This window comes from Pseudomonas agronomica (assembly GCF_025917275.1).
Lineage (GTDB): Bacteria > Pseudomonadota > Gammaproteobacteria > Pseudomonadales > Pseudomonadaceae > Aquipseudomonas > Aquipseudomonas agronomica.
In genome coordinates this window covers 1-12125 of sequence record NZ_JAOSHO010000127.1, presented here as the reverse complement: position 1 = coordinate 12125, position 12125 = coordinate 1, and the positions used below count along the sequence as shown (strand labels likewise).

At 61.7% G+C, this 12125-nt stretch carries 12 protein-coding genes; 6 read left to right on the top strand and 6 right to left on the bottom strand.

What is annotated here, in order from left to right; translation table 11 throughout:
* From OC610_RS11950 to ftsY, 4 genes are all read right to left on the bottom strand, one after another.
* Positions 1 to 243 (bottom strand): sigma-70 factor domain-containing protein (locus OC610_RS11950; RefSeq protein WP_332880473.1); only part of this gene is annotated, 243 nt, incomplete at its 3' end.
* A 113-nt stretch (positions 244 to 356) separates the two neighbouring features.
* Positions 357 to 1379 (bottom strand): permease-like cell division protein FtsX, encoded by a 1023-nt coding sequence (gene ftsX / locus OC610_RS11945; protein ID WP_264427949.1) that lies wholly within the window; start codon positions 1377 to 1379, stop codon positions 357 to 359.
* Positions 1376 to 2047: a cell division ATP-binding protein FtsE gene (gene ftsE, locus OC610_RS11940; RefSeq protein ID WP_030137923.1), complete on the bottom strand. Its 672-nt coding sequence runs from the start codon at positions 2045 to 2047 to the stop codon at positions 1376 to 1378. Before ftsE ends, ftsX begins: the two co-directional genes overlap by 4 nt.
* On the bottom strand, positions 2044 to 3435 hold the full coding sequence (gene ftsY / locus OC610_RS11935; protein ID WP_264427948.1) for a signal recognition particle-docking protein FtsY: 1392 nt from the start codon (positions 3433 to 3435) through the stop codon (positions 2044 to 2046). The genes ftsE and ftsY overlap by 4 nt, the downstream gene beginning before the upstream one ends.
* 344 nt (positions 3436 to 3779) lie before the next feature.
* Here ftsY and OC610_RS11930 point away from each other — a divergent pair, with 344 nt between their 5' ends.
* Genes OC610_RS11930 through OC610_RS11915 form a run of 4 tightly spaced genes read left to right on the top strand, consistent with a single transcriptional unit; the run spans position 3780 to position 8259 of the window.
* Positions 3780 to 5135, top strand: a complete 1356-nt coding sequence (locus OC610_RS11930; RefSeq protein ID WP_264427947.1) for a M16 family metallopeptidase — start codon at positions 3780 to 3782, stop codon at positions 5133 to 5135.
* A complete protein-coding gene (locus OC610_RS11925) occupies positions 5128 to 6618 on the top strand; it encodes a M16 family metallopeptidase (RefSeq protein WP_264427946.1) in 1491 nt (496 codons plus the stop codon). Before OC610_RS11930 ends, OC610_RS11925 begins: the two co-directional genes overlap by 8 nt.
* Positions 6618 to 7229 (top strand): 16S rRNA (guanine(966)-N(2))-methyltransferase RsmD, encoded by a 612-nt coding sequence (gene rsmD, locus OC610_RS11920; RefSeq protein ID WP_264427945.1) that lies wholly within the window; start codon positions 6618 to 6620, stop codon positions 7227 to 7229. The genes OC610_RS11925 and rsmD overlap by 1 nt, the downstream gene beginning before the upstream one ends.
* A 31-nt stretch (positions 7230 to 7260) precedes the next feature.
* Positions 7261 to 8259 carry a hydrolase gene (locus OC610_RS11915; RefSeq protein ID WP_264427944.1) on the top strand — a complete coding sequence of 333 codons (999 nt, stop codon included), beginning with the start codon at positions 7261 to 7263 and terminating at the stop codon, positions 8257 to 8259.
* Positions 8260 to 8391: 132 nt separating this feature from the next.
* Here the strand turns inward: OC610_RS11915 and OC610_RS11910 are convergent, their stop codons facing one another.
* Both OC610_RS11910 and OC610_RS11905 read right to left on the bottom strand, forming a co-directional pair.
* The gene (locus tag OC610_RS11910; RefSeq protein WP_264427943.1) at positions 8392 to 9246 is read right to left on the bottom strand and encodes a sulfurtransferase; all 855 of its coding nucleotides are present in this window, start codon (positions 9244 to 9246) and stop codon (positions 8392 to 8394) included.
* 37 nt (positions 9247 to 9283) lie between these two features.
* A complete protein-coding gene (locus tag OC610_RS11905; protein WP_030137930.1) occupies positions 9284 to 9955 on the bottom strand; it encodes a TetR/AcrR family transcriptional regulator in 672 nt (223 codons plus the stop codon).
* A gap of 150 nt (positions 9956 to 10105) precedes the next feature.
* Between OC610_RS11905 and OC610_RS11900 the strand changes: the two genes are divergently transcribed.
* Both OC610_RS11900 and OC610_RS11895 read left to right on the top strand, forming a co-directional pair.
* Entirely contained in the window at positions 10106 to 11536 is a 1431-nt protein-coding gene (locus OC610_RS11900) for a coniferyl aldehyde dehydrogenase (RefSeq protein ID WP_264427942.1), read from the top strand.
* Positions 11537 to 11562: 26 nt separating this feature from the next.
* Positions 11563 to 12108, top strand: coding sequence for a twin-arginine translocation pathway signal protein (locus OC610_RS11895; protein WP_264427941.1), 546 nt, complete (start codon positions 11563 to 11565; stop codon positions 12106 to 12108).
* The last annotated feature ends 17 nt before the right edge of the window (positions 12109 to 12125 follow it).

Genomic DNA, 12125 nt, shown 5'->3' with positions numbered 1-12125 from the left:
CTGGATCAGGTCGGCCTGGGCCAGCCCGTAGCCGGAATAGCTGCGGGCGATATGTACGACAAAACGCAGGTGGGCGAGCACCATCTGCCGAGCCGCCTCAAGATCCTGCTCATAATAGAGACTCTCGGCCAGTTCACGCTCCTGCTCGGGCGACAGCAATGGAATGCTGTTCACCGTGTGCACATAGGCCTCAAGGTTTGCACCCGGGACTAGAGCATAAGCAGGTTGCAAAGAAGTGGTCATACGAAAAAACCTCCGACTCACATAACTCGTGCAGTTCAGCACTGCGAAAATTGACCGGGAACCGTAGGACAAGTTCCCACAAAAACTGAAAGGTCAATACGCGCAAAAAAACACTATTTTGGAGCAAGCTCACGCAGGTGGCGTGCTACCGCAATCCATGCACCGATATAACCCAACAGCACCGCGCCAAGCAAGAGCGACAGACCGTCGGCGACTGGCACACCGGCCAGCGAGAAATCGCTGCCGTATAAACCGGCCAGACCCACTACCGCATCGTTCAGCCAATCCAGGCCGAACGCCAATACGCCCCAGGACAGGATCCCGGCACCGAAGCCATACAGCGCCCCCATATAAAGGAAGGGCCTGCGTACATAACTGTCCGTACCGCCGACGAGTTTAATCACTTCTATCTCGGTGCGGCGGTTTTCAATATGAAGACGAATGGTATTGCCTATCACCAAAAGTAATGCGGAAACCAGCAGCACCGTCAGGCCGAAGACAAACCGGTCGCCGAGCTTGAGTATCGCCGCAAGGCGCTCGACCCAGACTAGATCAAGTTGTGCCTGTTGTACCTTCGGCAATTCGGAAAGTCTTTGTCTCAATGCTTCAAGGGTCGGCTTGTCGACCTCGTTCGGGGTCACCAGCACCACGCCTGGCAGCGGGTTTTCCGGCAGTTCCTTAAGGGCTTCGCCCAGGCCGGATTGCTGCTGGAACTCTTCGAGCGCCTGGTCGCGCCCCACGTATTCGGCATCGGCCACGCCCGGCATGGCCTTGATCTGCTCACGCAGCGCCTCGCCTTCGCCCGGCGTCGCATCCAGTTGCAGATAAAGGGAGATCTGCGCCGCACGCTGCCAGGAGCCACCCAGGCGTTCGACATTATTCAGCAATAATGACAGGCCCATGGGCAGGCTCAAGGCCACTGCCATGACCATGCAGGTAAAGAAACTGCCGATGGGCTGCTTGCCCAGGCGTCGAAGGCTATCGAGCAGGCTGGCGCGATGGCTTTCGATCCAGGCATGTAGCAGCGTGGCGAAATCCGGACCGTCGTCATCGTCGCGTTTCTTTTTCGGCGGCTGCGGATCGGAGGCCTTGGGGGCTACACGCTCGGCCACTTTAGGACTTCGGGTTGCGCTCATACACCTGCCTCCCCGTCACCAATCAGTCGACCGCGCTGCAAGGTGAGCATGCGATGACGCATGCGTGCGATCAGGGCCAGGTCGTGACTGGCAATCAGTACGCTGGTGCCCAGACGGTTGATGTCTTCGAATACGCCCATGATTTCTGCCGCCAGTCGTGGGTCGAGGTTACCGGTGGGTTCATCCGCCAGCAGCAAGGCCGGACGATGGACGATGGCGCGGGCGATGCCTACTCGCTGTTGCTGGCCGGTGGAGAGGTCACCCGGGTACAGGTCGGTCTTGTCCGACAACGCTACGCGCTCCAGTGCCGAATCCACGCGCTTGTTGATCTCAGCCTTGGACAACCCAAGGATCTGCAACGGCAGCGCGACGTTGTTGAACACCGTGCGGTCGAACAACAACTGGTGATTCTGGAATACCACGCCGATCTGGCGGCGTAGGAAGGGAATCTGGGCGTTGCTGATGGTACTCAGGTCCTGGCCAGCCAACAGCAGCTTGCCGGTGGTAGGTCGCTCCATCGCCAGCAGCAGGCGAAGCAAGGTGCTTTTACCGGCGCCGGAATGGCCAGTGACAAACAGAAACTCGCCCCGACGGACCCGAAAGCTCAGCTCATGCAAGCCGACGTGACCGTTCGGATAGCGTTTACCGACCTGTTCGAAACGAATCATGAATGCTCCCGCTCGGCAAACAATGCCTGGACAAAAGGCTCGGCTTCAAAGGTGCGCAAATCGTCAATGCCTTCGCCCACGCCGATGTAGCGAATCGGCAGGCCGAACTGCTTGGCCAGGGCGAAAATCACCCCGCCCTTGGCGGTGCCGTCGAGCTTGGTCAGGGCCAACCCCGTCAGTTCGACGGTCTGGTTGAATTGCTTGGCCTGGTTGATGGCGTTCTGGCCGGTACCGGCGTCCAGCACCAGCAGGACCTCGTGGGGCGCGTCGGCGTCGAGCTTGCCGATTACCCGGCGGACCTTCTTCAATTCTTCCATCAGGTTGTCTTTGGTGTGCAGGCGACCGGCCGTGTCGGCAATCAGCACATCGATGCCCCGGGCCTTGGCGGCCTGCACGGCGTCGAAGATCACCGAGGCGGAGTCGGCGCCGGTGTGCTGGGCGATCACCGGGATCTTGTTGCGTTCGCCCCACACTTGCAGCTGTTCGACTGCGGCGGCGCGGAAGGTATCGCCGGCGGCGAGCATGACCTTCTTGCCTTCGAGTTGCAGCTTCTTCGCCAGCTTGCCGATGGTGGTGGTCTTGCCGGCGCCGTTGACGCCCACGACCAAAATCACGAATGGCTTGTTCTGCGAGGCCACCACCAGGGGTTTTTCCACCGGCTTGAGCAGGTTGGTCAGTTCGCCTTGCAGGGATTTGTACAGTGCATCAGCATCGGTGAGCTGTTTGCGCGCGACCTTCTGGGTCAGGCTCTGGATGATCACGGAAGTGGCCTCGACCCCAACATCGGCGGTCAACAGGCGGGTCTCGATGTCTTCCAGCAACTCGTCATCGATGACTTTCCTGCCCAGGAACAGGCTGGCCATGCCTTCGCCGATACTGGCGCTGGTCTTGGACAGGCCCTGCTTCAAACGGGCAAAGAAACCGACTTTGTTCTCTTCGGCCGGGACCGGAACCTCTGCTGGCTCTGCCTCTGGTAAAAGCTCGGGAGCCGGAGGCGCGACCACGGCGGTCGCTGTTTCCTCCGGTTGGGTTGGGGCGGGAATTGGCGGGGTGACGTGGGGCGCCTGGGCATCTTCGACCAGCCCAACCGGTTCTTCCGCCACGGGCAAGGTCAGCCAGGGCGCTTGCCCGGCGGGCGGGGTCAAGGGTTGCTCGAGAACCGGCTCAGCCACTGGCTCGGCTTCAGGCTCGGCCGGCTGCAATACCGGTTCGGCAATCGGCAGGACAATGGGCGCGGCCTCTTCGGCCACCAGCGCTTCGGCGGGCTCTGGCTGCGGTTGTGGCTGTTCGGCAACGGTTTCCTGCGGCTTCTTGCGCAGCCATCCGAACAGGCTTTTTTTCTCGCCAGCCGCAGCTGGGGTCTTCTTGTCGTCGTTGGAACCAAACATGGAGGACGGCTATCTCACAGTAGCGACGCGCCACGAGGGCGCCTCGGTGATAAATATTCGATGCTGAACAGACTGCGTTTCATCCAGCTTGTTCACGCGCAACAGATTGTCGAAATGTCGCCAGGACACCTCTTGGTCAATTTTTTCGAAGGACTGGTACGGCATCATCGGCGAAAACGCGGGGATCCACGAAAAAACCCAACGTTAATGCCCAGAACCCAGACAACCTTGGGCCGATAAAAGACCCGATAGGCGTGGCCGCCAGTAAAACGGACCGTTATCCTAGCACCTCCTCGCCTGCTGCGGCTAAGACCCGGCAGGCAGCCCAACAGGTTTAAACACGAATGAATGCTCTTGCCCGCTGCGCCGCTGGCCTGCTGCTCGGCACGGTCTGCCTGCCTTTTTCAGCCCTTGCTGCCGATCCACAACCCACCCACGAATTTACCCTCGACAACGGCTTGAAGGTCGTCGTTCGCGAAGACCATCGCGCGCCGGTGGTGGTATCCCAGGTCTGGTACAAGGTCGGTTCCAGCTACGAAACACCGGGCCAGACCGGTTTGTCCCATGCCTTGGAACACATGATGTTCAAGGGCAGCGAGAAAGTCGGCCCCGGCGAAGCTTCGCTGATCCTGCGGGACCTCGGTGCCGAAGAAAACGCCTTCACCAGCGACGATTTCACCGCCTATTACCAAGTGCTGGCGCGTGACCGCCTGGGCGTGGCCTTCGAACTGGAAGCCGACCGCATGGCCAGCCTGCGCCTGCCGCCAGAAGAGTTCAGCCGCGAGATCGAAGTCATCAAGGAAGAACGCCGCATGCGCACCGATGACAAGCCGATGTCCAAGGCCTTCGAACGCTTCAAGGCCATCGCGTACCCGGCCAGCGGCTACCACACGCCGACGATCGGCTGGATGGCCGACCTGGATCGGATGACTGTCGAGGAGCTGCGCCACTGGTACGAGTCCTGGTACACCCCGAACAACGCCACGCTGGTGGTGGTCGGCGACGTGACGCCAGACGAGGTCAAGTCCCTGGCCCAGCGTTATTTCGGTCCGATTGCCCGGCGCCCGGTGCCGGTCGCGAAAATCCCCCTGGAGCTGGCCGAACCCGGCGAACGCCAGATCACCCTGCATGTGCAGACTCAATTGCCCAGCGTGATGCTGGCCTTCAATGTGCCAAGTATCGCCACCGCAACGGACAGGGCTTCGGTCAATGCGCTGCGGCTGATCTCGGCGCTGTTGGACGGCGGCTACAGCGGCCGGATACCGACCCAGCTGGAGCGCGGCGAAGAGTTGGTGTCCGGCGGCTCGTCGAACTACGACGCCTTCACCCGCGGCGATACGCTGTTCACCTTGTCGGCAACACCCAACACGCAGAAAAACAAGACCCTCGCCCAGGCCGAAGCGGGCTTGTGGCGCTTGCTTGAACAACTGAAAACCACCGCGCCGACCGCCGAGGAACTGGAACGCGTCCGCGCCCAGGTCATCGCAGGCCTGGTGTATGAGCGCGACTCGATCACCAGCCAGGCCACCGCCATCGGCCAACTGGAAACCGTCGGCTTGTCCTGGAAGCTGATGGACAGCGAACTCGCCGAACTGCAAAGCGTGACCCCGCAGGATATCCAGAAGGCAGCCCAGCTGTATTTCACCCGCTCGCGCCTGAGCGTTGCGCACGTCCTGCCCGAGGAGAAAGCTCATGAGTGAGCGCAAATCATCGCGCCTGGTGCTGATCGGCCTGGTCCTGATCGCCCTGGTCGGCGCCCTGGCCTTTTACCTGACACCTTCAAGCGCCCCCAAGGCCAGCCAGGCATTGGACAAGGCCAAGTCCAGCAGCAAACTGCAATCCCTGGCCGAACTGAACGACAAGGCGCCCAGTCGGCGCCAGCTTGACGTGCAGACCTGGAAAACCGCCGACGGCGCCAAGGTGCTGTTCGTCGAAGCCCGCGAACTGCCGATGTTCGACCTGCGCCTGACCTTCGCCGCCGGCAGCAGCCAGGACGGCGACGCCCCCGGCCTCGCCCTGCTGACCAACGCCATGCTCAACGAAGGCGTGGCCGGCAAGGATGTCAGTGCCATTGCCCAAGGGTTCGAAAGCCTTGGTGCGGACTTCGGCAACGGCGCCTACCGGGACATGGCCGTTGCCTCCCTGCGCAGCCTCAGCGCAACCGACAAGCGTGAGCCGGCCTTGAAGCTGTTCGCCGAAGTAGTCGGCAAACCGACCTTCCCCGCCGACTCCTTCGCCCGCATCAAGAACCAGATGCTCGACGGCTTCGAGTACCAGAAGCAGAACCCCGGCAAACTGGCGGGCCTTGAGCTGATGAAGCGCGTGTACGGCGAACATCCGTATGCCCATTCCAGCGATGGCACGGCCGACAGCATTCCGCCGATCACCCTGGCCCAGGCGCGGGCGTTTCATGCCAAGGCTTATGCCGCCGGCAACGCGGTGATTGCGCTGGTGGGGGATTTGTCCCGCACCGAAGCCGAAGCGATTGCCAGCCAGGTTTCCGCCGCGCTGCCCAAAGGCCCGGCCCTGGCGAAAACCCCGGCACCGGCAGAGCCGAAGGCGAGCATCGGCCATATCGAATTCCCGTCCAAGCAGACCAACCTGATGCTCGCGCAACTGGGCATCGACCGCGACGACCCGGATTACGCGGCCGTGACCCTCGGCAACCAGATCCTCGGTGGCGGAGGTTTCGGTACGCGATTGATGACAGAAGTTCGCGAAAAGCGCGGCCTGACCTATGGCGTCTATTCAGGCTTCACGGCGATGCAGGCCCGCGGCCCGTTCATGATCAACCTGCAAACCCGCGCCGAGATGAGCGAGGGCACCTTGAAGCTGGTGCAGGAAGTATTCGCCGACTACCTCAAGAACGGCCCGACCCAGAAGGAACTCGACGACGCCAAGCGCGAACTGGCCGGCAGCTTCCCTCTGTCTACCGCCAGCAATGCCGACATCGTCGGCCAGCTAGGCGCCATGGGTTTCTATGACTTGCCGCTGAGCTACCTGGAAGACTTCATGCGTCAAACCCAGGAACTGACGGTCGAGCAGGTGAAGACCGCACTGAACAAACATTTGAGCACCGACAAGATGGTCATCGTCACCGCTGGCCCGAGCGTGCCGCAAAAGCCGTTGCCGGCCCCCACTGACAAACCTGCCGAGCAGCCGCTCGGGGTCCCGGAGCATTAATGGCCCGCCCTTCCAATCCCAGCAAGAAACCCGCGCACAACGGCGTGAACCAGTTGCGCATCATTGGCGGCGAATGGCGCAGCAGGCGCCTGAGCTTCCCCGATGCCCCTGGCCTGCGGCCGACCCCGGACCGGGTGCGCGAAACCCTGTTCAACTGGCTCGCCCCTTACGTGGCGGGCGCCAAGGTCCTCGACCCGTTTGCCGGCAGCGGCGCGCTGTTTCTCGAGGCGCTGTCCCGTGGCGCCGCCATGGGCCAGGCGCTGGACGCCAGCAACGTGGCGGTTTCCAGCCTCAAGGAACACCTGGGGACCCTGCGTTGCACCGTTGGCCAGGTGCAAACCGCCGATGCGCTGCGCTACCTCGACAGCCAACCGGCTACGGCCTTCGACCTGGTGTTTCTCGACCCGCCTTTCAACCAGAACCTGTTGCCGACGGTCTGCGCCTTGCTCGAGGAACGTCAGTGGCTGGCCGAGGATGCCTGGGTCTACACTGAAAGCGAATCCGCCCCGTCCACCCTGGGCTTGCCGGGCAACTGGCGCTTGCACCGCGAGCAGAAATCCGGACGGGTGTATTACGCCTTATGGCAGCGTCTGACAAAGGACATTGGCTGAACGGCTGACCAGTGCATCGAGAACAATAATGATGTCCGCCGCATCTGAACGCTTCGTCCCTGCTGCGGGGCTCGGTAACCCACACCTGCAAACCTTGTGGGGCCCCTTGTGGCGCAAGACCACACACATCGATCGCCAACGCGAGCGCTTGTGGCTCGAGGATGGCGATTTCCTCGATCTCGACTGGTACGGCCCCCACAGCGCCGAGGCGCCACTGGTACTGGTGCTTCATGGGTTGACGGGTTCTTCCAACTCGCCTTATGTGGCCGGGTTGCAGCAGGCTCTCGATCGCCAGGGCTGGGCCAGTGCGGCGTTGAATTGGCGCGGTTGCTCGGGCGAGCCGAACCTGTTGCCCCGCAGCTATCACTCTGGCGTGAGCGAAGACTTGGCAGCCGCCCTTGCTCATCTGCGAGCCCGGCGACCCTTGGCGCCATTGTTTGCAGTGGGCTATTCACTGGGCGGCAATGTATTGCTCAAGCACTTGGGGGAAACCGGCAGCAACAGCCAGTTGCAAGGCGCAGTGGCGGTCTCGGTACCGTTTCGCCTCGACCAGTGCGCCGATCGCATCGGCCAGGGATTTTCCAAGTTGTACCAGGCGCACTTCATGCGGCAACTGGTGGCCTATGTGCGCAACAAGCAACGCCAGTTCTTGCATGACGGGCGTCATGAGGGCCTGGCAACCCTGGCAGCGCTGGGCCCGCTGGAGAATATGCGCACCTTCTGGGATTTCGATGGCCGGGTAACGGCGCCGCTGCATGGGTTTTCCGACGCTGCGGATTATTACCGTCGCGCCTCCAGCCGTTACTTCCTGGCGGATATCAGCACGCCGACCCTGGTCATCCAGGCCGCCGACGATCCGTTCGTGTTCCCCCACAGCCTGCCCGAACCCGGCGAGTTATCCGCTTCGACCCAATTTGAATTGCACGCCCGGGGTGGGCATGTGGGGTTTGTCGATGGAACCTTGCGCCGTCCAGAGTATTACCTGGAGCGGCGCATTCCGGATTGGCTGGCCAGCCTGGGCCGCGGGTGACGAAGACACAAATCTGTCCAAAGCCCATGTGGGAGCGAGCTTGCTCGCGATGACGGTGTGTCAGTCAAATTTAATGAGGCTGACCCACCGCTATCGCGAGCAAGCTCGCTCCCACATTAATCCTAAACAGTGCTATTCGCCCTTCGCCACGCCGCGCTGAGGATCATTGATCCACTCACTCCACGAGCCAGCGTACAGCCGCCCCAAGGGATACCCGGCCAGGCTCAAGGCAAACAGGTTATGGCACGCCGTCACGCCAGAGCCGCAGTAGGCCACCAGCCCAGTCGGCGAGCGATCGCCCAGTTTTTCGGCGAAGCGCTGCTTGAGCTGGTCGGCAGGCAGGAAACGGCCATCCGCGCCGAGGTTATCGGTGAAGGCCGCGCATTGCGCTCCCGGGATGTGTCCGGCCACCGGATCGATCGGCTCGACTTCGCCCTTGAAGCGCGGCAGCGCTCGTGCATCCAGCAAGGTCATGTCCGGCTGGCCAAGGCGTTGCTGCAGCGTGTCGGCATCGACCAGCAAATCCGCATCCGGCGAACCACTGAAGGTCCCGGCCGACGTGGCAGGCGGATCCAGGCTCAGGGGCAAGCCGGCCGCGTGCCAAGCCTTGAGCCCTCCGTCGAGGAGATAGACACCGTCCCGCTTGCCCAGCCAGGCCAGCAGCCACCAGGCCCGGGCGGCATAGGCACCGGGCCCATCGTCATACAGCACGATGTCGCTGTCGTTGTTTATCCCCCAAGCCCGGAGGCGTGCGATCAAGGCGTCAGGACCGGGCAAAGGATGGCGCCCGGTCACACCTTTGCGAACCGGCCCGCTCAAGTCCCGCTCCAGGTCTGCGAACGACGCACCGGCAATATGGCCCTCGGCGTAACTGCGCTGGCCATAATCCGGATCATCCAGGGCAAAACGACAATCAAGGATGACCAACCCGGGCTGCGACCGCCTCTGTTCAAGGGCCTGGGGGCTGATAAGTTGCGCGATGGGCATGGTGAGCTCCTGAGATGGAAACAAGGGAGGGCCGAACCTACTGCCCCTCCTCAAGGGTCTGGGCCAGCGGGACGTAAAACTCTTTGAACAGATCATCCACCGCTTCACGGGCTTCATCAGTCACAAAACCCGCCTCCAGCACCAGCACTTGATAGACACCGCGCTTGATCGCCTGCTCGCTCAGATGGCTGGAGTTTTCCCGCGTCGTGCAGAGGAAACGTACCCATGAGGTGAGGATAATCCAGGCATTGAGTGTCAGGGATTCGATCTGCACCCGGTCCATCTTCAGGATGCCGGCAGCAACGAAGCCTTCGTAGATCGCGGTGCCATGGATCAGGCAGCGTTGGGAGAACCGTCGATAGCGAGCCGCCAGTTCCGCGTCACTGTCGAGCAGATGCTCCAGGTCCCGATGCAGGAAGCGGTAGCGCCACATCGCTGATAGCAGTTCCTGCAGATAGAAGCGCTTGTCATCCACCGTGGCCGCGCGGCCCTGGGGCGGACGCAGGAAGCTGTCCACGAGGTTTTCGTATTCGCTGAACAGCACGGCGATGATCGCCTGCTTGTTGGGGAAGTGGTAATAGAGGTTGCCCGGCGACATGTCCATGTGAGCGGCAATGTGATTGGTGCTGACACTGCGCTCGCCCTGCCGATTGAACAACTCCAGGCTGTTCTGCACGATGCGCTCGCTGGTTTTTATTCGTGGGGCCATGGCTTGGGCTTTAATTCAAAAGTCAGTGGTAGGCATCTTACGACCTATCGGTCATGGGATAAAACCCAAGCAATTTTACAGGTCCTCATTTGACTTTCTAGAGCATTAGCTCTAGAAAGCATCGATCCAATAATAAATCCGGTGCCCGCCATGCCCGCCAACGTTGCTTACCTGCACGATTCCCAACAGCAACTGGAAGAGCTCCGCGCACTGTTCGATGCCCAGCGCCGGGCCTATGCCGCCCATCCGATGCCGCCGGCCGAACAGCGTCTGCAATGGCTCAAGGCATTGGGCGAACTGTTGAGCAATGAACGGCAGGCGTTGATCAATGCGATCAGCCAGGACTTCAGCCACCGCAGTCCAGACGAAACGCTACTCGCCGAGCTGATGCCGAGCCTGCATGGCATCCATTACGCCAGCCGGCACCTGAAGGGTTGGATGAAACCCTCCCGACGCAAGGTCGGCGTGGCATTCCAGCCGGCGTCGGCCAAGGTCGTCTACCAGCCGCTGGGCGTTGTCGGAGTCATCGTGCCTTGGAACTATCCGCTGTTCCTGGCCATCGGGCCGTTGGTGGGCGCGCTGTCGGCGGGCAACCGAGTGATGCTCAAGCTCAGCGAGTCGACGCCTGCCACCGGCTTGCTGCTCAAGCAATTGCTGGCCCGGGTCTTTCCCCAGGACCTGGTGTGCGTCGTGCTGGGCGAAGCAGACGTCGGCGTTGCGTTCTCCCGGCTGCCCTTCGACCACCTGTTGTTTACCGGCGCCACCAGCATCGGCAAGCATGTGATGCGTGCCGCTGCTGAAAACCTCACCCCCGTTACCCTTGAGCTGGGTGGCAAGTCTCCCGCCATCGTGTCCGGGGACGTCCCACTCAAGGACGCCGCCGAACGCATCGCCTTCGGCAAGACCCTCAATGCCGGACAGACCTGCGTCGCGCCCGACTACGTGCTGGTGCCGCAGAACCGCGTCGGGGCGTTCGTCGAGGCGTATCGTGAGGCGGTCCGCAGCTTTTATCCGACGCTGGCTGACAACCCGGACTACACCGCAATCATCAATGAGCGACAACTGGCCCGGCTCAACGGCTACATCAGTGATGCCACCAGTAAAGGCGCCTTGCTGATCGAGCTGTTCGACCAGGGCCAGGGACGACGCATGGCCCATAGTCTGCTGCTCAACGTCACGGATGACATGACCGTCATGCAGGACGAGATCTTCGGCCCGCTGCTGCCGATCGTGCCTTATGCAGATTTGAACCAGGCATTTGCCTACATCAATCAGCGACCTCGCCCGCTGGCGCTCTACTATTTCGGCTACAACAAGGCCGAGCAGAATCGCGTGCTAACCGAAACCCATTCCGGCGGCGTCTGCCTGAACGACACTCTGTTGCACGTGGCCCAGGACGACATGCCGTTCGGCGGCATTGGTGCTTCAGGGATGGGCCATTATCACGGGCACGAGGGTTTCCTGACCTTCAGCAAGGCCAAGGGCGTGCTGGTGAAGCAGCGATTCAACGCCGCGAAACTGATTTATCCGCCCTACGGCAAGCCATTGCAGAAATTGATCCAGAAGCTGTTCATCCGCTGACAGTGCTTCCCAGGGGAATAACAATAATGAACCCAAGCCTGACCGATACGCCCACCCTGTCGCGGCGGGGCTTGCTGCACTTAAGCCTCGGCGCCAGCGCGTTTCTCGCCACGGTCGGATTGGGAGCCACGTTGACCGGTTGCTCCACCAGCCAGCCGGCCAGCGGCCTGGCGGCATTGCGTGACAGCGACCTGCCATTTTTGCGAGCGGTCATTGCGGTGATGCTGGACGGCGCCGTGACGGCGGAGAAGCTCGACGCGGCCACCGAGATCACGTTGCAAAGCCTGGATCGCGGCCTGGCGCATCTGTCCCCGTCCATGCTCAAGCTCACACGCCAGCTCTTCGATGTGCTCACGCTGGGTATCACCCGCGGCCCCCTGACCGGGATCTGGGGCGCGTGGGAAAACGCCAGCGCCGAGGACATCCAAGTGTTTCTGGCACGGTGGGAAAACAGCTCTCTGAGCTTGCTGCGCCAAGGCCACGGCTCGTTGCTGCAAATGGTGATGATGGCTTGGTACAGCTGTCCGCAATCATGGGCTCATTGCGGGTATCCAGGGCCGCCAGTGGTTTGAAGCAAGATTCAATCCCT